Here is a 21,582-nt window from a genome sequence, read left to right as displayed (position 1 = left end):
GATCAAGTCGCAGTCTTTTCATAAGTCACTCGGCTGCAATGGGAAACAGCTATTTTCAGGCAGCCTGTTTTGCTGCCGCAATGGCTTCGCTGCGGATTTCTTCCGTCAACTTCAGGCGCAGTTCGGAAAATTCCGGGCTTGCCTTGACGTGGTAGGTGCGCGGATGCGCGATATCGACTGGCGTGATCGATTTGATCTTGCCCGGACGAGCGGTCATCGTAACCACGCGGGTCGCCATGAAGATGGCTTCCTCGATGTCGTGGGTGACGAAGATCACTGTCTTGTGCTCCCGCTCCCAGATGCCGAGCAGAAGCTCCTGCATCAGCCCGCGGGTCTGGTTGTCGAGTGCGCCGAACGGCTCGTCGAGAAGCAGGATTTTTGGATCGTTGGCGAGTGCCCGGGCAATCGCCGTGCGCTGTTGCATGCCGCCCGAAAGCTGCTTCGGCCAGTGATCTTCAAAACCACGCAGCCCGACCTTGTCGATATAGCTATCCACGATTTCGCGCGCCTGTTTTTCTGGCACGCCTTTTTCACGAAGCCCGAAGCCGACATTCTGCCGGATATTGAGCCACGGAAACAGCGTGTAGGACTGGAAGACCATACCGCGATCCGCACCGGGGCCTGTCACAGGCTTTCCTTCCAGCGTCACGGTGCCGGTGGTCGGCTTGTCGAGACCGGCGATGATGCGAAGGAGCGTGGACTTACCGCAGCCCGAGGGACCGAGAACGGTCACGAAATCATTTTTCGGGATGACGAGGTCGGTCGGCTGCAATGCCAGTGTCGGCTTGCCGCCATGCACGCCCGGAAAGGTGCGGCTCACGCCCTTGATGACAAGTTCCTGATCGCCTTTCGTAACCATTATGCGAACCTCCATGCGAAGAGCCAGCGGTTGAAATATTTGAAGGCAAGGTCGGAGATCAGGCCGATGACGCCGATGACGATGATGCCGAAGATGATCTGGCCGGTGGCCATCAGCGCCTGGCTGTTGATAATCATGTAACCGATGCCGGACGAGGCGCCGATGAGTTCGGCCACGATCACGTAAGTCCAGGCCCAGCCGAGCACGAGGCGCAGCGTTTCGGCTATGTCCGGAGCACTGGCAGGCATGAGGACACGGCGAATGATGCCGCTGTTCGATGCGCCGAGCGTATAGGCGGCTTCAACAAGATCGCGCCGTGTATTGGAGACGGTCACGGCGATCATGAGGATGATCTGGAACACCGCACCGATGAAAATAACCAGCAGCTTCTGGGTTTCACCAATGCCTGCCCACAGGATCAGCAGGGGCACGAAGGCGGAAGCCGGGAGATAGCGGGCGAAGGATACGAAGGGCTCCAGCAGGGCTTCGATGGGTTTGTAGGCGCCCATGGCGATCCCGAGCGGTATCGCAACGACGCTTGCCAGCACGAAGCCGCCCAGCACGCGCCAGACCGTCATGCCGATATCGTTCAGGAAACCCTGATTGGCAATGAGGTCCCAGCCGTCCTTCACCATGGTGATGGGATCGGCAAGAAAAGTCGGGGAAACGAAGCCGCCCAGAGTGGCGATACCCCAGAACACAAAAAAGAGAATGAAGAATAGAATACCCAGTAATATCCGGGGCTGACTGCCTATCGGCTGCAAGGGCTGCATATATTTTTCCGTTTGATCGCGTATCTGCCGCACTCGACAGGCGGAAAATGAGGAAGCCCGGACACTTGGTCCGGGCTGGCGCATGAAACGATGTTACTTGATGAAGCTTGTGTCCACGATATCATCGAGATTGGGCTTCGACTTGTTAACGCCTGCCTGCAGCAGGAGGTCGGCGGCTTCGGTCGAGAATTCCTTGAATTCCTTCTCGAAGAACTTCTGGTTTGCCGCCTTGTCCTGCCAGCGGAGATAATCGGCCGATTTGCCGAAATCCTCGCCCGACTGCTTCACGTCCTTGCCCATGATTTCATAGGATTTGGCCTTGTCGGAAGCGATCAATTGCAGCGCTTCAAAATAACTGTCGGCGAGTGCTTTGGCAGCTTGGGGGTTCTTTTCAAGGAAATCGGGCGTGCAGCCGACCGTATCCATGACTGCCGGATAATCGAGCGTGGTGGCCAGAATCTTGCCCTTGTCGGGTGCCGCGCGCACGGTGGAAAGATAAGGCTCGTAGGTCATGGCGGCGTCGTTCTGGCCTGCCACGAAAGCCTGCGCAGCCGGTCCCGGCTCCATATTGACGACCTTGACGTCCTTCGTGGTCATGCCGTTCTTGGCAAGCATGAAGGCGAGAAGGAAGTAAGGCGATGTGCCCGGTGCAGAAGCGGCAACCGTCTTGCCCTTCAGGTCGGCGAAGGAGTTCACATCGGCGCGTACCGCGATACCATCAGCACCATAGGACTTGTCCATCTGGAATATCTGCTTGGTTTTCACGCCAGCCGCGTTCCAGACGATCCATGTTTCGACGGTGGTGGCCGCGCACTGGATATCGCCGGAAGCGAGCGCCAGATGGCGGCTTGCCTGCGGGATTTTGGTTAGCGTCACATCGAGGCCGTTTTTCTTGAAAATACCGGCTTCTTTCGCAAGTGTCAGCGGAGCAAAACCGGTCCAGCCGGACAGGCCGATGGAAACGGCAGTTTCCGCGTGCGCAGCCGATGTGATCGTGAATGCTGCTAGTGCTGCTCCGGCGAGCAATGATTTCTTCATGTGTAGTACCCCTTTTATAGTGAGACTTTTTTGTCCCTTCATTCCTGTCAAATTAACAGGACCGTGTCGTCTGTCCAGAGAGTTCGTCGCGGATATTTGAGCCCTCCCATCCCCTGCGAACAGTCATAAGCTACTGGTCAGGCTGGATTAATTGCGATCAGGTAAGCAGTTCCCTTCCCCTTTAGTTCAAGAGGCAAGGCGTCGCAGTTCGTGAAGACTGCGCAATCATGCTGCTCAAGTTTTGCGGTTTTACCTACAAATGTCAGGTCGACCTGACCTTCGGCGCAGAAGATAAGCACCGGATTCCCGTCGGCCTGGGTGAGTGTGGTGCCCCCGACAGGCAGGCGCCGGACCATATGGATAAAATGCCCGCGTCGGGTCATGACGTTGAGATCGGTGATGGCGGAGCCGATCAGGCGCGCTGCCGAACGGCTGTCAGCCGCAAAAGCCAAGGGGGTGCTTTCGCGGGTGAGGGTGCTCACCTGTCCGTCGACATCGAGCAGGATGCCGTCGCCCTCCAGCACCGACAAGGTGCGATCGATGCCGGGGAAGATGGAGAACGGACCGTGGCTGGCGACCGTTGCCATGGAAACGCGCCAGTCGAAATCATCGACTGACGCGCCTTGCGGGTGGACGGCGATCTCAACCGTCACGCCGCCGCCGTTTTTCCACGGCATGCGGCGATGATTTTCGGCCTTGAGAAGAGTGACGGCCATTCGACCTCAGTTCCCAAGAATGCCGGGCAGGCGCAGACCCTGCTGCTTGGCCCAGTCGAGCGCTTCTTCATAGCCCGCATCGGCATGGCGCATGACGCCGGTGGCCGGATCGTTCCACAGAACGCGCTCCAGACGGCGGTCCGCATCTTCTGTGCCGTCGCAGCAGATGACCATGCCCGAATGCTGGCTGAAGCCCATGCCGACGCCGCCGCCATGATGCAGTGACACCCAGGTTGCACCTGAAGCGGTGTTGAGGAGGGCGTTCAGAAGCGGCCAATCGGACACGGCATCCGAACCGTCCTTCATGGCTTCCGTTTCGCGGTTCGGCGAGGCGACCGAGCCGCTGTCGAGATGGTCGCGACCGATGACGATAGGCGCTTTCAGCTCGCCATTGCGGACCATTTCGTTGAAGGCGAGGCCGAGGCGATGGCGGTCGCCGAGGCCAACCCAGCAAATGCGCGCTGGCAGGCCCTGAAACGCGATGCGTTCTTTCGCCATGTCGAGCCAGTTGTGCAGATGCTTGTTGTCCGGCAGCAGTTCCTTCACCTTGGCGTCGGTCTTCGCAATATCTTCCGGGTCGCCGGAAAGGGCCGCCCAACGGAACGGACCGATGCCGCGGCAGAACAGCGGGCGGATATAGGCCGGCACGAAGCCGGGGAAGGCAAAGGCGTCTTCAAGGCCTTCTTCCAGTGCCATCTGGCGAATATTATTGCCATAGTCGAGGGTCGGGATGCCCATATTCCAGAAATCGACCATCGCCTGCACATGCAGTTTCATCGAAGCGCGCGCGGCTTTTTCGACGGCTTTCGGATCGCTCTCCTGCTTGGCGCGCCATTCGGCCACGGTCCAGCCGAGCGGCAGATAGCCATGCACCGGATCATGCGCGGAGGTCTGGTCGGTGACGATGTCCGGCTTCACGCCGCGCTTGACGAGTTCCGGGAAGATTTCAGCCGCATTGCCGATCAGCGCGATGGACTTTGCCTCGCCTGCCTTGGTCCAGGCATCGATCCTGGCCAGCGCTTCGTCGAGGCTGTGGGTCTTTTCATCAACATAACGGGTGCGCAGACGGAAATCGGCGCGGGTCTCGTCGCATTCAACGGCGAGGCAGCAGGCGCCAGCCATCACCGCCGCCAGAGGCTGTGCACCGCCCATGCCGCCGAGGCCCCCGGTCAGAATCCACTTGCCGGTGAGGTTGCCGTCAAAATGCTGGCGACCGGCTTCGACAAAGGTTTCGTAAGTGCCCTGAACGATGCCCTGCGCGCCGATATAAATCCAAGAACCGGCGGTCATCTGGCCATACATGGCAAGACCCTTCTTATCCAGTTCGTTGAAATGATCCCAGGTCGCCCAATGCGGCACGAGGTTGGAATTGGCGATCAGAACACGCGGCGCATCCTTGTGGGTGCGGAAAACGCCGACCGGCTTGCCCGACTGCACGAGCAGGGTTTCGTCTTCATTGAGCGTCTTGAGGGTTGCAACGATGCGGTCGAAATCGTCCCAGGTGCGGGCAGCGCGGCCAATGCCGCCATAAACCACCAGCTCATGCGGGCGCTCGGCCACATCGGGGTCGAGATTGTTCATCAGCATGCGCAGGGGGGCTTCAGTCAGCCAGCTCTTGGCGTTGAGTTCGTCTCCGCGCGGCGCTCGGACTTCGCGCTCGTTATGGCGTGGGTTCGACATGGTGTTCTCCTCAGGCTTTCAGGTCGTGCGCAAGCTTTTCCAGCCGCTGCAAAAGGGTTTTGAGATGGACGCGCAGCCTGTCCGCCTTGGCCTGATCATAGGCAAAGGGAACGGCTTCGGTTGCAAGATGGGTCGATTGGGCAAGCTCCATCTGGATGGCATGGACGCCGGTTTCCGGCTTGCCGTAATGGCGCGTCGTCCAGCCGCCTTTGAAACGGCCATTGAGGATCGACGTGTAACCATCTGCCTTGGCGGTTACTTCGACAGCTGCCGCCTCGATCCTCGGATCGCAGGTCTTGCCCATATCCGTGCCGATGTTGAAATCGGGCAATTTGCCTTCAAACAGGAACGGAATATGCGAGCGGATCGAATGGCAGTCATAGAGGATGGCAACGCCGTGGATCGCCTTCACACGGCTGATCTCGGCGGCCAGCGCCTCGTGATAGGGCTTGTGAAAACGCGCTGTGCGGTCGGCGATATCGGCTTCAGTCGGCGCTTCTCCATCCTTCCAGATCGAAACCCCGTCGAAGTCGGTTTCTGGGATCAGCGTCGTGGTGTTCTGTCCCGGATAGAGGCTTGCGCCCGCCGGATCGCGATTGGCATCGATGCAATAGCGATGGAAGGTTGCACGCACCATGGTCGCGTCGTCGATGAGATCGTCATAGAGCTTGTGAATATGCCAGTCGGTATCGGCAAGAATTTTGCCAGTGTCGTTGAGACGCGCCCAGATATCCTGCGGCACATCGGTTCCGGTGTGCGGCAGGCCGATAATGACCGGCGATGTTCCCTGACGAACTTCAAACGGGCTCATGATCACGCCTCCAGTGCGGGCAGGATGCCGCTCGAAACCGCACCGGCAAGCGCACCGTCAGCCACCAGATCGGCGGCATTCTTGAGGTCGTCGGCCATATAGCGGTCGTCTTCCAGCGTCGGCACCTTGCCGCGCAACACGGCAATGACCTTGGCCAGTTCCGGGCTGGTGCTCAGCGGCTCGCGCAGCTCGACGCCCAGTCCGCCGGTCAAAGCCTCGATGCCGATAATGGCATTGAGATTGGCGGTCATCAGCAACAGGCGGCGCGCGCCATGGCAGGCCATGGACACATGGTCTTCCTGATTGGCGGAGGTTGGCGTGGAATCGACGGACGCCGGATGCGCCATCTGCTTGTTTTCGCTCATCAGCGCGGCAGAGGTGACTTCCGCGATCATCAGGCCGGAATTGAGCCCCGGCTTGCGGGCAAGGAAGGCCGGCAGGCCGAAGGACAGCGCTGGATCGACCAGCAGCGCGATACGGCGCTGGGCGATTGCGCCGATCTCGCAGACGGCAAGCGCAATCTGGTCGGCGGCGAAGGCGACAGGTTCGGCGTGGAAATTGCCGCCCGATACGGCGCGTCCATCCGAGAGAACCAACGGATTGTCGGTAACCGCGTTGGCTTCGATTTCCAGCGTGCGGGCGGCCTGTCGCAGAATGTCGAGGCAAGCGCCATCGACCTGCGGCTGGCAACGGATGCAATAGGGGTCCTGCACGCGCTGGTCGCCTTCAAGATGGCTCTGGCGAATGACCGAACCGTCGAGCAGGACGCGCAATGCACGACCAGCATCAATCTGGCCCTTATGACCGCGCAGCGTATGGATTTCCTCGTGGAACGGCGCATCCGATCCCATCGCGGCATCGGTGGACAATGCGCCGGTGATCAGAGCCGTCTGCGCTGCGCGATGAGCGCGGAACAGACCCGCCAGTGCGAGGGCCGTCGATGTCTGCGTGCCGTTGATCAGCGCCAGCCCTTCCTTGGCGGCAAGTACGACCGGCTTCAGGCCAGCCTTTTCCAGCGCCTTTGCGCCGGAAAGGCGTTCGCCCTGATAGAAGGCTTCGCCTTCGCCGATCATGGCGGCAGTCATGTGGGCCAGCGGCGCAAGGTCGCCGGACGCGCCGACAGAACCCTTTTCCGGGATCATCGGGATCACGCCTTTTGCCAGCATGTCTTCGAGAAGCGTGATGACTTCAAGCCGCACGCCGGACGCACCGCGACCGAGCGAAATCAGCTTCAGCGCCATGATGAGGCGCACGATATTTTCCGGCAGTGCATCGCCGACGCCGCAGCAATGCGACAGGATCAAATTGCGCTGGAGGGTGGCGACATCGCCTGCCGCGATGCGGATTGAGGCGAGTTTACCAAAGCCGGTATTGATGCCGTAAACCGGCTCGTCGCCCGCTGCGATTTCCGCAATGCGCGCGGCGGCCTTTTCGACACCGGCATGAAATGCGGGGTCGATGCGGACGGGAACCGCATCGCGATAGATTGTTTCCAGCGTTTCAAGCGGAACAGAACCGGGCTTGAGGATAATGGTCATGAAAGGCTCCGTTGGGTTCCCGTATGGGCCAGGCCCATACGGACAATATTAAATTCGGCCCTTGAAAACCCGCTTCCACAGCGGGTTGAAGCCGATGCGGTAGACGAGTTCGGCGGGGCGCTCGACGTTCCAGATGGCGAGATCTGCATCCTTGCCAACTTCCAGCGTGCCGGTCTGATCGAGAATGCCAAGAGCGCGTGCGGCCTCACGGGTGACGCCTGCGATGCATTCATCAACCGTCATGCGGAAGAGCGTTGCGCCCATATTCATGGTGAGCAGAAGCGAGGTCAGCGGCGATGTGCCCGGATTGTTGTCGGTGGCAAGCGCCATCTTTGTGCCCGCAGCGCGGAAGGCTTCAACCGGCGGCTTCTGGGTTTCGCGGATGAAGTAATAAGCGCCGGGAAGCAGCACGGCCACTGTTCCGGCCTTGGCCATGGCGGCAGCACCATCGGCATCGGTATATTCAAGGTGATCGGCGGACAATGCGCCATAGGACGCGGCAAGGGCTGCGCCATGCAGATTGGAAAGCTGGTCGGCGTGAAGCTTGACCGCGATGCTATGCGCCTTGGCGGCATCGAAGACGCGGGCGATTTCGTCGGGCAGGAAGGCTATCCCTTCGCAAAAACCATCAACCGCATCAGCCAATCCTTGATCGGCAATAGCCGGAAGCATGTCGTTGATGACGCGGTCGATATAGGCGGCTTTGTCGCCATTCATTTCCGGCGGCAGGGCATGCGCGCCGAGGAAGGTGGTTCGGATCGCAACGTCGCGCTCTTCACCCAAACGACGGGCGGCTTTCAGCGACTTGATTTCGCTGTCGCGGTCGAGACCGTAACCGGATTTGACTTCGACAGTGGTGACACCTTCGGCAATTAGAGCATCGAGACGGGGCAGGGTTTCGCGCACCAGATCGTCTTCACTGGCCGCGCGCAGGTTTTTGACCGATGAAACAATGCCGCCACCGGCCCGTGCAACTTCTTCATAGGAAGCGCCCTGCAAGCGCAGCTCGAATTCATGCGCGCGATTTCCGGCATGAACGAGATGGGTGTGGCAATCGATCAATCCCGGCGTGATGAGCCGGTTGCCGCAATCTATCTTCTCGAAGGATGCATATTCAGCGGGCAGGGTATTCTCCGGACCGACATAAGCGATCTTGCCGTTTTTAACGGCAAGCGCTGCATTGTCGATGAGGCCCAGGCCTTCGGAGTTTTCACCCAGTGTGGCGATACGGGCGTTGCTGAAAATGTAGCCTGTTTTATCTGACATGAGCGTTTTCTCGCTTCCCCTGTTTTTCAATAATGTATATACATATTAACGGAACCGCCAAGAGAAAAAATGCATCCATTTGCGATCTGTTGAAAGATCGGCGTGAAAATTTGGCGAAATGAGGAGCTTGTTCGAATGTCTGCCGCAGCCACCAAAATGCAATTTATTCATGCCGGACAGGCGCTTCTGCAAACCGGTTGGGCGAATGATGTGCGGCTTGGCATGGCGGATGGAAAAATCGCATCTGTGGAAGCTGGCGTCAGCGCGCAGTCGGGTGATGAACGTCATGCAGTAATCATTTCCGGCATGCCAAACCTGCACAGCCATGCGTTCCAGTATGGGATGGCGGGGCTTGCTGAAAAGCGCGGACCGTCTGCCGATTCGTTCTGGAGCTGGCGCGAGATCATGTACAAATTCGCGCTCACCATGTCGCCCGAACAGGCGGAAGTTGTGGCATTGCGGCTTTATGTCGACATGCTGGAGGCCGGGTTCACCCGCGTGGGCGAGTTTCATTATCTGCATCATGATCGCGACGGCACACCCTATGCCAATCTCTCCGAAATGGCTGACCGCATTGTCGCAGCCGCAAAGGCGGCGGGCATCGGTCTGACGCTTCTGCCAGTCTTTTATGCGCATTCGGGTTTTGGCGGTGCTGTTCCGAATGAAGGACAGCGGCGGTTCATCAACAATCCTGAACGTTTCGCGCGGCTGATCGAAGGCTGCAAACAAGCGCTTGCGGGTTTCGACGGTGCGGTTTTAGGTGTTGCACCCCACAGCCTGCGCGCCGTGACGCCGGATGAACTCAGCCTTGTGACGAAGCTTCTTCCCGAGACGCCGGTGCATATCCATGTGGCAGAACAGGTGAAGGAAGTTGAGGACTGTGTCGTCTGGTCGGGCAAACGCCCGGTCGAATGGCTTCTCGATAATCAGGATTTGTCTTCGCGCTGGTGCCTCATTCATGCGACCCATATGACCGATGACGAAACGCAGCGCATGGCCAAGGCCGGGGCGATTGCCGGTCTCTGCCCCGTGACCGAAGCCAATCTCGGTGACGGAACGTTCAACGCGACGGTGTTTACTGCTGCCGGCGGCAAGTTCGGCGTCGGCTCGGATTCCAATGTGCTGATCGGCATTGGCGATGAATTGCGACAGCTCGAATATTCGCAGCGTTTGCTCCATCGCGCCCGCAATGTGCTGGCTGAAAATGAAGGCTCGACGGGGCGTGCCCTTTTCGATGGCGCAGTGATGGGCGGTAACATTGCCATGGGCCGTGCAGGCGATGGTTTGAGAGAGGGCGCTTCGGCCGATTTCGTCGCACTTGATATGGCGCGCCTGCCTCATGCGAAAGGCGATGCCGTGCTGGATGGATGGTTGTTCGGCGGTCGCGCACGACCGTCCGACGTGTGGGTGCGCGGCGTTAAACAGGTGGAAGGCGGGCGTCACCGCTTGCGTGATCAGGCGGAGCGTGCTTTCCAGAAAACCCTTGGCGAATTGCTCGCCTGACAGGAGACGGCATGGCTGGCGAAGATTTGATCGCAAAGAATGTACCGGTGCTTTCGCTGCATCAGCGTATTCTGGACGATATAGAATCGCGCATCCTGACGGGAGAATGGCTGCCCGGCCATCGCATCCCTTTCGAGCACGAGCTGACGGAGCAGTATGGCTGTTCGCGCATGACGGTGAACAAGGCGCTGACCCAGCTTGCCAAAGCAGGCCTGATTGAGCGCAAGCGGCGATCCGGCAGCTTCGTTTCCTTTCCGCAATCGCAGGCGGCGATCCTGGAAATCCACGATATCCGCGATGAGGTGGCAGCGCTTGGTGCCGCCTATCGGTTCGAGCTGACAAGCAGGCGCGAGCGACTGAGCGGGCCTGCCGATGCACGGCATATCGATATGCCGCGCCACACGCCGCTGGTTGAGCTTGTCTGCCGTCACTATGCGGGCAAGCGCGTCTTTGCGCTGGAAGAGCGCATTATCAGTCTGCATGCTGTTCCGACAGCGGCGCAGACCAATTTTGCCGAAAACTCTCCGGGGCCATGGCTGGTTTCGTGTGTGCCGTGGAGCAGCGCAAAACACTCGATACGTGCGATTGCCGCCACGCAGGAGAATGCGGGGATGCTTGGCATTCCGCTGGGCTCGCCCTGTCTGGTGATCGAGCGCCAGACCTGGAATTCCGACCAGCCGGTGACGCATGTGCGTTTTACCTATCCGGGCGATAGCCATGCGCTGGTGGCGAATTTCACGCCATCGCAGGGGTAAGCCTGTGCGGCGATTGAGTATTTTCAGGGCGTGATGCGCTAGCATCTCAGCGCCCTGGTATAAGCATGTCAGAAAGAAAAAAGCCGCCGCAGGGGAACAGCGGCGGCTAAAAGGCAGCGTGACCGGGGTGCAGGTCAGGCTGCGCGTTTGATGGCGTCGCCGAGGACGGACACGATCGTGTCGATCTGTTCCTTTTCCACGATCAACGGCGGCGAAAGCGCGATCACATCGCCAGTTACGCGAATGAGCAGGCCCTTCTTGAAGCAATCCACGAAAACATCGTAGGCGCGGGCACCCGGTGCATCCTTGCGCGACGAGAGTTCGATAGCACCAACCAGGCCGAGGTTACGAATGTCGATGACGTTCGAAACGCCCTTGAGCGAATGGAGCGCTTCCTGCCAGTGATTGGCAAGCTCTGCACCGCGTGTCAGCAGGCCTTCTTCGGCGTAGACTTCCAGCGTTGCAAGACCGGCAGCGGCAGCAACCGGATGGCCGGAATAGGTGTAGCCGTGGAACAGCTCGATAGCGTTTTCCGGGCCGGTCATCAGGCCATCATAGACCTTGCGGGCGGCGAAGACTGCGCCCATCGGGATGGCACCGTTGGTCAGGCCCTTGGCGGTTGTCACGAGGTCAGGCACGACGCCGAAGTAATCAACGGCAAACGGCGTGCCGAGGCGGCCAAAACCGGTGATGACTTCGTCGAAGATCAGGAGGATGCCATGCTTGTCTGCTGTGGCGCGGAGGCGTTCCAGATAGCCCTTCGGCGGGAGGATGACGCCAGCCGAACCGGACATCGGTTCAACGATGACGGCAGCGATCTTTTCAGCGCCATGTAGCTGGACGAGACGTTCCAGATCATCGGCAAGCTCGATGCCGTTTGCTGGCAGGCCCTTGGAGAAGGCGTTCTTTTCGATGTCGAGCGTGTGGCGAAGGTGGTCAGCAGGAATCTGCGGGAAGACGCGACGGTTGTTGACGAGGCCACCGACGGAAATGCCGCCGAAACCGACGCCATGATAACCCTTTTCGCGGCCCAGAATCATGGTGCGGGTGCCCTGACCGATGGCGCGCTGATACGCGATGGCGATCTTCAGTGCTGTATCGACCGATTCCGAACCGGAATTGGTGAAGAATACGCGGTCGAGTTTTGCATCCGGTCCGCCCGGCGCAATGGCTGCGAGCTTTTCTGCAAAGTCGAAAGCCACATTATGGCCCATCTGGAAGGTGGGTGCGAAATCCATCGTCGAGATCTGGCGCTCGACAGCCTCGGTAATGCGCTTGCGGCCGTGACCGGCATTGCAGCACCAAAGACCTGCCGTGCCATCCAGAACCTGATTGCCGTCAGTGTCGGTGTAATACATGCCCGAGGCACTTGCGAGCATGCGCGGCGCGGCCTTGAACTGCCGGTTCGCGGTGAACGGCATCCAGAAGTTCTCAAGGCTAGGCGTGTTGGTTTTGGTGAGCATAGTTACCTCCTATTTGTAAGCAGCAGGCCACGCTTTGCGAAAGGCAACAAGTCCTTTTCTTCAAAACATTAAGCTATTGTTTTTATGTGGGGTAATTATCAAATTTGTGCTATATCGAACATCATAAACATAAGGGGAAGGTTCGATGAGCATCGATATTGGCGGGAGGCTTCGTTATGTGCGCATGCGGCAGAATCTGTCGCAGCGCGAGCTTGCCAAAAGGGCAGGCGTGACCAACTCCACCGTATCGCTGATCGAGGCCAATCAGTCCAATCCGTCCGTTGGCGCATTGAAGCGCATTCTCGACGGTATTCCCATCGGCATGGCCGAGTTTTTCGCGCTCGAACCGGATGCGCCGCATAAGGTATTCTATCAGGCTGAGGAGCTGGTGGAAATCGGCAAGGGTCCGATTTCCTATCGTCAGGTGGGCGACCATCTGTTTTCGCGCTCTTTACAGATACTGAAGGAGCGTTATGAGCCGGGTTCCGACACGGGAAAAGTGCTTTTGATGCACGAGGGGGAGGAAGGCGGCATCGTCATTTCGGGTCGCATCGAAGTGACTGTCGGCAGTGAGCGCCGCATTCTGGGACCGGGCGACGCCTATTATTTTTCCAGCAAGCTGCCGCACCGGTTCCGTTGTGTCGGGCCGGTGCCATGCGAAATCGTCAGCGCCTGCACGCCACCGAGCTTTTGAATCGCCTCGGAAAGGCGATTCAATTTCGTACGCGTATTCTTATTCGTAGCGGGAGATGCCGAGATCGTCGGCCCGGATATCCGGCTTGTTGCCGGAAATAAGGTCGGCGAGCAATTTGCCGGAACCGCAGGACATGGTCCAGCCGAGCGTTCCATGACCGGCATTGATGAACACGTTGTCGTAGCGCGTTGCACCGATGATCGGCGTGGAATCAGGCGTCATCGGGCGCAGGCCGGACCAGAAGGTTGCTGCTTTCAGGTCGCCGCCGGGGAACAGGTCTGTCACCGACAGATCAAGCGTCGCCCGCCGCGCGGCGGGCAGGTCCTTCGTGAAGCCCGAGACTTCCGCCATGCCGCCGACGCGGATGCGGTCGCCAAGTCGGGTGATGGCGATCTTGTAGCTTTCATCGAGAACTGTTGAAACCGGAGCGCGATCCTCATCGATGATCGGCGCGGTGATGGAATAGCCTTTTACCGGATAGATCGGGGCGTTGAGGCCAAGCGATTTAACGAGCGCTGGCGTATAGCTGCCAAGCGCAACGACATAACGGTCGGCGGTCAGAACGCCCTCGGAGGTCTCGACACCGGAAACCTTGCCGCCGGACATCAGCAACGACTTGATGTTGACGCCGAAGCGGAATTTGACACCGAGCCCTTCGGCGATCTTTGCCAGAGCGTTGGTGAACTTGAAGCAGTCGCCGGTTTCATCATGCGGCAGACGCAAGCCGCCGACGAATTTGTCCTTTACGCGGGCAAGTGCCGGTTCCACCTTGGCGCAGCCCTCACGGTCGAGGACTTCAAATGGCACGCCGTCCTGACGCAGCACTTCAATATCCTTGCCGATGCCGTCAAGCTGGTACTGCTCGCGGAAAAGCTGGAGCGTGCCCTGCATGCGCTGGTCGTATTCGATGCCGGTTTCCTTGCGCAGGTCGACAAGGCAATCGCGCGCATATTCGGCAACGCGTACCATGCGGGTCTTGTTGACCTTGTAGCGGCTGTCGGTGCAATTCGCGAGCATCTGCATGAGCCAGCTATATTGAGCCGGGTCGCAGGTTGGGCGCAGGATGAGCGGCGCGTGCTTCTGGAACAGCCATTTCGCAGCCTTGAACGGAATGCCGGGTGCGGCCCATGGCGAGGCATAGCCTGGCGAAACCTGACCTGCGTTGGCAAAGCTTGTTTCCAGTGCCGGGCCTTCTTCGCGGTCGACAACGGTTACCTCATGGCCGAGCTTGGCGAGGTAATAAGCGGTCGTAACGCCGATAACGCCGCTGCCGAGGATGGTGATCTGCATGTTCGCCTCTTGTCTTATGCTTTTATGCCGCTTGCGCCGCTCTCCACGTAGACACGTGCATAACGGTTGCCGAGCGCAGTCAGAATTTCATAGGGAATGGTGTCGCAGTCGCGCGCCACGTCTTCGAGACGCTGGTGCGGACCGATCAGCTCTACAAGGCTGCCGAGTTTCAGCGTGCCTTCCGGCAATGCGCTGACGTCGAGCGTGATCGAGTCCATCGATACACGCCCGATGATTGGCAGGCGCGTATCACCAAAGAAGGCCGCGCCCTTGTTGCTGAGAGAACGGAACCAGCCATCGGCATAGCCGACGGCAATTGTGGCCACCCGCATTGGACCTTCGGCGATATAGGTGCCGCCATAGCCAACCGCCGCGCCCACGTCGATGTCACGCACCTGAATGACGCGCGCCGAAAGGGTGAGGACAGGAACGATCTCGCTTTTAGGTCCAACGCCATAAAGCGCGACACCGGGGCGGGCGAGGTCGAAATGATAGGTCTTGTCGAGGAAGCTGCCGCCGGAATTGGCAAAGGCAACCGGCAGTTTTGGCAGACGCGCAAGCAGGGCGGTCATATTGGCAAGCTGACGGGCATTTGCCGCATTTTCCGGCTCGTCACCGCTTGCCAGATGGCTGATGACAAATTTGATGTCGATGTTGTCCAGAAGAGCTGAACTTTCCAGAAGGCGTTCAAATTCCTTCGGCGACAGGCCGAGACGCGACATGCCGGTATCGAGCTGGAGCAGGGCAGGCAGCTTCTTGCCCTGTCTGGCGGCGAGCGTCGCCCAGTTTTCAATCTGTTCCAGCGAGTTCAGTACTGGCACAATGCCTTCGCGGGCGCAGGCTTCTTCTGTTCCCGGCTGAAGACCATTCAGGACGTAAAGGGTCGCATCGGGTTTGAGAAACGGCTTCAGCGCAATGGCTTCGCCGAGATGGGCGACGAAGAAATCACGGCAACCGGCATCGTAAAAGGCAGGCGCGACACGGCTGGCGCCAAGCCCATAGGCGTCTGCCTTGACGACGGCAGCAGCGCGGGTGGGCGCGATATGACGGGCAATGGCCGAATAATTGTGGCGCAGCGCCGACAGGTCGATGGTCAATACGCCACCGGCAGCAAGATCGCGCTCATCCTGTGAAAATTGCATCGACATATCAACCATTTACACGGTTCTTTCCAAACTGCTCACTACGCTACGAGAACGCTTGGAACGTCATTGTCGATATGGATCGCCTGCCGCCCAAAGCATAAAGCCTTGGTTGAGAAACCTTGTGACTCCTCACTCCCAAAGCTTGCCCGCATATTAGTCGAAGACTATTCGAATGTTTTTGCTATTTGTCGCATATTATGCGAATTTTCGCACATCTTGCGCATATTTTAGCTTTCAGATTGAAGATTATTCATGCCAACACTCGACAGTATCGACCGCAATATCATCCGCTGCCTGCGTCGGGACGGGCGTATGACCAACAGTCATCTTGCCAGCGAAGTGGGGCTTTCGCAGTCCGCCTGTCTGCGGAGGGTGCAGATATTGGAGGAAAGCGGGGTCATTCGTGGCTACACGGCCATCGTCGGCTCATCCGATGGTGATGAGCGGCTGGTCGCCATCGTGCGTATTACGCTCGACCGGCAGACGGAGGAATTCCTGAACCGTTTTGAGGAGGCCGTGCGGCGGCACCCGGAAGTACAGGAATGCTATCTCATGACAGGCGACGCGGATTATATTCTGCGCGTCGAAGCGGAAAATGCCGCAGCCTATGAGATCATTCACAAGGAAATCCTGTCGCGATTGCCCGGTGTTGCGCGCATCCATTCCAGTTTTGCCATCCGCACAGTGCTTCTGTCAAAAGCGCCGACTTCACGCAACTGAAATGAAAAAAGCCCGGTACTGACCGGGCTTTCTATTCGAAAGATCACTGTGTTTAACGGAATTCGTAACGAAGACCGGCACGGATCGTGTGCATGTTGAAGCCGTTGTCCTTGGCCTGCGTTCCGGTTGCGCCCGGTCCTTCAGCATTGCCGTAAGGGTTGGTGCTGCGATCTGCTGCGTCGAAACCATAGGCTTTGCCGCCATTGATACGCATATAACGATAACCGACATCAAGCTTGAGTTGCTCGGTCAGATCGTAGCTGACACCGGCCATGAGAGCCATTGCAAAGCGCCAACTGTCCAGCCCGTCCTTTTCGCTGGAATAGGTGCAGCCAGCGCAGACTTCATGGGATTTCCAGTTATCATATTTGACATAGGCAGCGCCCAGACCGGCACCGAGATAAGGCGTGACTGGTCCAACGCGCGGCAGGTCAACATAGGCGTTGGCCATGGCCGTCCAGATATTGGCCGTGGACGAATCCTCGTAGTTGCAATTATCCTCAACCGGGTTGAAGCCCTTGCTGGATTTCACATAGCTTGGGCAGGCGGTGCGCCCGTTGATGCCCGCGCGGAAGAAGTCGAGCGTGGCATCGGCGCGGAACATGTCGGTAAAGCGGTAACCGACACCCACGCCGTAAGTCGCGCCTGCCTTGAGGCTGAAATCGTCGTAGCGCAGCGTATCGTCAATGCCGCGATAGGGCGGATCGTACTGGTTCCAGAAGCTCCAGTCGCCATCCGTACTCGATTTGAAATTGTAACCGAGGTCGCCACGAATATACCAGCCGGAGGAATTAACCGGTTCCGGCATGGGCTCAATGACAGGGTCTGCAATTATATCGGCGGCAAATGCCGCTCCTGATCCCGCCATCAGACTGATAGCCACGATGGCAATGGCGGAAGTGCACTTCATCGGTTCCCACTCCAAATCCGAACAGAAAAACGGCCACGAGCCGTACTGCCGAATATGGTAAAGAGATATGTTTAACACTTGGTTATTTTTAAGTAACCTTGCGGTGCATCATTCACCGGTACTCGCGTGTGGCGCGATATTATTCAAGTAATTGCTAAAGTATCGGAGCCGACACGGGGCCGGCTCCGAACATTGTCAAAAGTTTATGGCTCAAAAATTTATGGAATGGATGATCGACTTGTCGATATCGTTGATATCGCGTTTGCCGCAGAGCGCCATCGTGACATCCAGTTCCTTGCGGATGATGTCGAGAGCCAGCGTTACGCCATCCTTGCCCATCGCACCGAGGCCATAGAGGAACGGGCGACCGATATACACACCCTGCGCACCGAGCGCGCGGGCCTTGAGTACATCCTGACCGGAACGGATACCGCCATCGACATGCACTTCGATCTTGTCCCCGACAGCGTCAACGATCGGCTGCAGCATGGAGATTGAAGACGGTGCGCCGTCGAGCTGACGTCCACCGTGGTTTGACACGATGATTGCGTCTGCACCTGACTTTGCCGCCATCCTGGCGTCTTCGGCATCGAGAATGCCCTTGAGGATGAGCTTGCCACCCCATTGTTCCTTGATCCAGGCCACGTCGTTCCAGTTGAGCTGCGGATCGAACTGTTCCGCCGTCCAGGAGGAGAGCGAGGAAAGGTCGGTGACGTTCTTGGCGTGACCGGCGATGTTGCGGAATGTGCGGCGCTGCGTGCCCATCATGCCAAGGCACCAGCCGGGGCGGGTTGCCATCTGCCAGATATGCTTCGGGGTGAATTTCGGCGGGGCGGAAAGGCCGTTGCGGATATCCTTGTGGCGCTGGCCGAGAATCTGAAGGTCGAGTGTCAGTACCAATGCCGAGCAACCGGCGGCCTTGGCGCGACCGATCAGATTCTTCACGAAGTCGCGGTCCTTCATCACGTAGAGCTGGAACCAGAACGGCTTCTTGGTGACCGAAGCGACATCTTCGATGGAACAGATGCTCATGGTCGAAAGGGTGAAGGGAACACCAAAGGCTTCGGCGGCCTGCGCGGCGAGCATTTCGCCGTCGGCATGCTGCATGCCTGTCAGGCCAGTCGGGGCGAGCGCCACCGGCATCGACACTTTTTCACCGATCATCGTTGTTTCGAGCGAACGGTTCGTCATGTCGACGAGAACGCGCTGGCGTAATTTGATCTTCTTGAAGTCGTCTTCGTTGGCGCGATAGGTCGACTCGGTCCAGGCGCCAGAATCCGCGTAATCAAAGAACATCTTGGGGACGCGGCGCTGGGCAAGCCGCTTCAGATCGGCGATTTCAACGATGTTGGGCATCTATCCCACCCCTTGTGGTAATTTTTCTTGACCAATCGCATGACGGATCGTGCGACTGAAATCAAGTGCGAACAAGTATCGAATAACAATTGCCTCGCGGTTAATTGAAGGACCAGGCAATTCCACTTATGATATTGGCACCCGCCCAAGGCAAGTTTATGCCAACTGAAGAAGGCGGGCTCGCAACTGGGTTAGAGGGTAACGGATGAGCAAGGCCACCAAAACCGGTTTCATTGGCAAACGATCCGCTGCGGCAGGCGGATGGGGCGCATTGAAAAGCTGCGGCAAGCAACTGCTTGCAAGCGGAGCTCCGCTCTCCGGTGCGCGCACGCTTCTCAAGGCAAACCAGCCTGACGGGTTCGATTGCCCCGGTTGCGCCTGGGGTGATCCGGAACATGGCTCTTCCTTCGAATTTTGCGAGAACGGCGTGAAGGCTGTCGCCTGGGAGGCAACCGACCGGCGCACGACGCCTGCCTTCTTCCGCGAACATACGGTTTCGCAGCTGCGTAGCTGGACGGATTACGATCTGGAGAATACCGGTCGCCTGACCCATCCGATGCGGTACAATGCCTCGACCGATCAGTATGAAGCCATCGAATGGGATGAGGCGTTCAGGACTATCGGCGATATTCTCAAGAGTTTCGACAGTCCGAACCGGGTTGAGTTCTACACGTCAGGCCGCGCCTCCAATGAGGCAGCGTTTCTCTATCAGTTGTTTGTGCGCGCCTATGGGACCAACAATTTCCCCGACTGCTCCAATATGTGCCACGAGGCTAGCGGTGTTGCGCTGAAGCAGTCGGTTGGCGTCGGCAAGGGGACGGTCCTGCTGGAAGATTTCGAAATGGCCGATGCCATTTTTGTCGTCGGCCAGAATCCGGGCACCAACCATCCGCGCATGCTGGGCGATCTGCGTCGTGCCGCCGAGCGCGGCGCGCGCATTGTCGTTTTCAATCCGATCCGCGAACGCGGGCTGGAGCGGTTCGCCGATCCGCAGAACAAGCTTGAAATGCTGCATGGCGGCAGCGAAGCCATAGCGAGCGATTATTTCCAGCCGCGCCTTGGCGGCGATCTTGCCGCTTTCCGTGGTATGGCCAAGGCGGTTTTCGCGGCGGACGATGCGGCGCTGGCCGCAGGCAAGCCTTCCATCCTCGACCGGGAATTTCTCAGCACGCATACGGCGGAACTGGAAGCCTATCGGGCCGCTGTTGACGCGACATCGTGGGAAGAGATCGAGGACCAATCGGGACTTCTCCGGTCGTCGCTGGAACGCGCGGCAAAAATCTATATGGAATCGGAACGGGTCATCTGCACCTGGGCGATGGGCATCACCCAGCACCGCCATTCCGTCATCACGATCCGCGAAATCACCAACTTCATGCTGCTGCGCGGCAATATTGGCAGGCCCGGTGCCGGGCTGTGTCCGGTGCGCGGCCATTCAAACGTGCAGGGGGATCGTACCGTCGGCATTAATGAACGGCCTCCGGTCGCATTTCTCGATGCTCTGGAAAAGGAATTCGGCTTTGATGTTCCGCGTGAGCCGGGACACAATGTTCTGGGTGCCATTGGTGCCATGCTCGACGGGTCTGCTCAGGCATTTATCGGCCTTGGCGGCAATTTTGCCCGGGCCACGCCGGATAGCCCGCTTATTTCCAAAGCGCTTTCCGGCCAGCGGCTGACGGTCCATATCGCAACCAAGCTCAACCATTCGCATCTGGTGCCGGGGCGGGAATCTTTCATTCTGCCTTGTCTTGGCCGCACGGAGATCGACCTCAATTCCAGAGGTGTGGCGCAGATCGTGACGGTTGAGGATTCCATGAGCATGGTGCACGGTTCAGGCGGCATCAATGCGCCTGCGTCTGCGCATCTGCGCTCGGAAGTGGCCATCATTGCTGGTATGGCGCAGGCGACGCTGGGCGCAAATCCGGTCGACTGGCTGGAGCTTGCCGACGACTATGATCTCATCCGCAACCATATCGCCCGTGTGCTGCCGGACTTCTATGATTTCAATGAGCGTGTGCGGGTGCCGCGCGGCTTCCATTTGCGTAATTCCGCCCGCGAGCTGGAATGGAATACGACGAAGGGCAGGGCCACATTCTGGACTGGCACCCTGCCGGAAGCCGTTGAGCATCAGCAGGCACGCGGTATGCCGGGGCGTTATGTGCTGCAGACATTCCGCAGCCACGACCAGTATAATACGACCATCTATGGCATGGATGATCGCTATCGCGGTGTTTATGGAGAACGGCAGGTCGTCTTCATGAATGCCGCCGATATGGCCGATATCGGTGTCGAGGCCGGTGACCGGGCTGATATCGTCGGCGAATTCGACGATGGCGTGGAGCGTATTGCCCGCGATTTCCGCTTTGTGCCCTACGACATCCCGCGCGGCTGTATCGCAGGCTACTATCCGGAAATGAATGTGCTGGTGCCGCTCGCCAGTTCGGGTGATGAAAGCTACACGCCGACCTCGAAATCGGTGATTGTTTCATTTCGCCCTCTTAAATCGGCTGCCGCATGATGGATGAGGGCGAGGCGGAATATATGGCGTTCGTTGATGCTCTCATGACGGCGTCCCGCAGTCTTACCGGGCTTGGTGCCGGGATTATCGCCGCGCTGGTGCTTGATATTGCGTCAGACAGTCGAACTTTTGCGCGGTTATTGGGTGTTGCGCACGCGCTGGTGCTGCGGGAAATTTCAGTGCTCGGGCAAGAACATGGTTACGTGCGAATCAGGCAGCGCGATCCGCGCACGCAACGCACGCGTTATGAATTGAATGCCGCTGGGCAGAGACTTGTCGAGGAGGCAAAGCTTTAGAAAGCCGTTCGCAGCAGCCAATACTATCGAATATCAATAAATCTCTATATTTCTACTTATATACGCTCCCGTAAGGGGCAAAGCCTGTCAATTGTTTTGTGTGAACATTTTCGAAAAGATTTTAACAGCGATAACTATGATTCAACATCTTTTACGACGCCGCTTTTCTCTGCATGGCTTTAGTTGCATTCTCAACAGAACCGAACCAGTGAGAATCGTGTAAATGACAGTAAAATCATTCATTTACGGTA

General features: G+C 58.3%; 19 protein-coding genes. 6 read left to right on the top strand and 13 right to left on the bottom strand.

What is annotated here, in order from left to right; genetic code table 11:
- Window positions 1–55: 55 nt before the first annotated feature.
- The 8 genes from F9K91_RS02710 to hutI form a co-directional block, all read right to left on the bottom strand.
- A complete protein-coding gene (locus F9K91_RS02710) occupies window positions 56–859 on the bottom strand; it encodes an ABC transporter ATP-binding protein (protein ID WP_151555983.1) in 804 nt (267 codons plus the stop codon).
- Window positions 859–1,632 carry an ABC transporter permease gene (locus F9K91_RS02705; protein WP_061345816.1) on the bottom strand — a complete coding sequence of 258 codons (774 nt, stop codon included), beginning with the start codon at window positions 1,630–1,632 and terminating at the stop codon, window positions 859–861. The genes F9K91_RS02710 and F9K91_RS02705 overlap by 1 nt, the downstream gene beginning before the upstream one ends.
- Before the next feature lie 93 nt (window positions 1,633–1,725).
- Entirely contained in the window at window positions 1,726–2,670 is a 945-nt protein-coding gene (locus F9K91_RS02700) for an ABC transporter substrate-binding protein (RefSeq protein ID WP_151677139.1), read from the bottom strand.
- 137 nt (window positions 2,671–2,807) lie between these two features.
- A complete protein-coding gene (locus tag F9K91_RS02695) occupies window positions 2,808–3,386 on the bottom strand; it encodes a HutD/Ves family protein (RefSeq protein ID WP_151677138.1) in 579 nt (192 codons plus the stop codon).
- A 6-nt stretch (window positions 3,387–3,392) separates the two neighbouring features.
- Complete coding sequence (gene hutU, locus F9K91_RS02690; RefSeq protein ID WP_151677137.1) at window positions 3,393–5,066, bottom strand: urocanate hydratase; 1,674 nt, start codon at window positions 5,064–5,066, stop codon at window positions 3,393–3,395.
- Between the two features lie 10 nt (window positions 5,067–5,076).
- On the bottom strand, window positions 5,077–5,877 hold the full coding sequence (gene hutG / locus F9K91_RS02685; RefSeq protein WP_151677136.1) for an N-formylglutamate deformylase: 801 nt from the start codon (window positions 5,875–5,877) through the stop codon (window positions 5,077–5,079).
- Window positions 5,878–5,879: 2 nt separating this feature from the next.
- Window positions 5,880–7,415, bottom strand: a complete 1,536-nt coding sequence (gene hutH, locus F9K91_RS02680) for a histidine ammonia-lyase (RefSeq protein WP_151677135.1) — start codon at window positions 7,413–7,415, stop codon at window positions 5,880–5,882.
- A 48-nt stretch (window positions 7,416–7,463) separates the two neighbouring features.
- Window positions 7,464–8,681 carry an imidazolonepropionase gene (gene hutI / locus F9K91_RS02675; protein ID WP_151677134.1) on the bottom strand — a complete coding sequence of 406 codons (1,218 nt, stop codon included), beginning with the start codon at window positions 8,679–8,681 and terminating at the stop codon, window positions 7,464–7,466.
- A gap of 135 nt (window positions 8,682–8,816) precedes the next feature.
- On the opposite strand from hutI, the gene F9K91_RS02670 reads away from it, so the two are divergent.
- Complete coding sequence (locus F9K91_RS02670; RefSeq protein WP_151677133.1) at window positions 8,817–10,184, top strand: formimidoylglutamate deiminase; 1,368 nt, start codon at window positions 8,817–8,819, stop codon at window positions 10,182–10,184.
- An 11-nt stretch (window positions 10,185–10,195) separates the two neighbouring features.
- Complete coding sequence (hutC, locus tag F9K91_RS02665; RefSeq protein ID WP_151555975.1) at window positions 10,196–10,939, top strand: histidine utilization repressor; 744 nt, start codon at window positions 10,196–10,198, stop codon at window positions 10,937–10,939.
- Between the two features lie 134 nt (window positions 10,940–11,073).
- Here the strand turns inward: hutC and aptA are convergent, their stop codons facing one another.
- Window positions 11,074–12,402 (bottom strand): omega-aminotransferase AptA, encoded by a 1,329-nt coding sequence (gene aptA, locus F9K91_RS02660; protein WP_061345824.1) that lies wholly within the window; start codon window positions 12,400–12,402, stop codon window positions 11,074–11,076.
- 145 nt (window positions 12,403–12,547) lie between these two features.
- Here aptA and F9K91_RS02655 point away from each other — a divergent pair, with 145 nt between their 5' ends.
- Window positions 12,548–13,096 carry a cupin domain-containing protein gene (locus tag F9K91_RS02655; RefSeq protein WP_109987312.1) on the top strand — a complete coding sequence of 183 codons (549 nt, stop codon included), beginning with the start codon at window positions 12,548–12,550 and terminating at the stop codon, window positions 13,094–13,096.
- A 39-nt stretch (window positions 13,097–13,135) separates the two neighbouring features.
- Here F9K91_RS02655 and F9K91_RS02650 read toward each other — a convergent pair whose 3' ends face one another.
- Window positions 13,136–14,386, bottom strand: a complete 1,251-nt coding sequence (locus tag F9K91_RS02650; protein ID WP_061345826.1) for a D-amino acid dehydrogenase — start codon at window positions 14,384–14,386, stop codon at window positions 13,136–13,138.
- A gap of 14 nt (window positions 14,387–14,400) precedes the next feature.
- A complete protein-coding gene (gene alr / locus F9K91_RS02645) occupies window positions 14,401–15,543 on the bottom strand; it encodes an alanine racemase (RefSeq protein WP_151677132.1) in 1,143 nt (380 codons plus the stop codon).
- 240 nt (window positions 15,544–15,783) lie between these two features.
- On the opposite strand from alr, the gene F9K91_RS02640 reads away from it, so the two are divergent.
- Entirely contained in the window at window positions 15,784–16,251 is a 468-nt protein-coding gene (locus tag F9K91_RS02640) for an Lrp/AsnC family transcriptional regulator (RefSeq protein ID WP_151555972.1), read from the top strand.
- Window positions 16,252–16,303: 52 nt separating this feature from the next.
- On the opposite strand, the gene F9K91_RS02635 is transcribed toward F9K91_RS02640, so the two are convergent.
- The gene (locus F9K91_RS02635) at window positions 16,304–17,161 is read right to left on the bottom strand and encodes an outer membrane protein (RefSeq protein ID WP_151555971.1); all 858 of its coding nucleotides are present in this window, start codon (window positions 17,159–17,161) and stop codon (window positions 16,304–16,306) included.
- Window positions 17,162–17,371: 210 nt separating this feature from the next.
- On the bottom strand, window positions 17,372–18,517 hold the full coding sequence (locus tag F9K91_RS02630; protein ID WP_151555970.1) for an alpha-hydroxy acid oxidase: 1,146 nt from the start codon (window positions 18,515–18,517) through the stop codon (window positions 17,372–17,374).
- A gap of 205 nt (window positions 18,518–18,722) precedes the next feature.
- On the opposite strand from F9K91_RS02630, the gene F9K91_RS02625 reads away from it, so the two are divergent.
- Both F9K91_RS02625 and F9K91_RS02620 read left to right on the top strand, forming a co-directional pair.
- Window positions 18,723–21,035, top strand: a complete 2,313-nt coding sequence (locus F9K91_RS02625; RefSeq protein ID WP_151677131.1) for an FdhF/YdeP family oxidoreductase — start codon at window positions 18,723–18,725, stop codon at window positions 21,033–21,035.
- Window positions 21,032–21,331 (top strand): hypothetical protein, encoded by a 300-nt coding sequence (locus F9K91_RS02620; RefSeq protein ID WP_151677130.1) that lies wholly within the window; start codon window positions 21,032–21,034, stop codon window positions 21,329–21,331. Before F9K91_RS02625 ends, F9K91_RS02620 begins: the two co-directional genes overlap by 4 nt.
- Window positions 21,332–21,582: the final 251 nt, after the last annotated feature.

The organism is Brucella tritici (assembly GCF_008932295.1).
GTDB classification, from domain to species: Bacteria; Pseudomonadota; Alphaproteobacteria; order Rhizobiales; family Rhizobiaceae; genus Brucella; species Brucella tritici.
The sequence above is the reverse complement of the archived record's forward strand: the minus strand, read 5'-3'. Positions and strand labels throughout refer to the sequence as shown.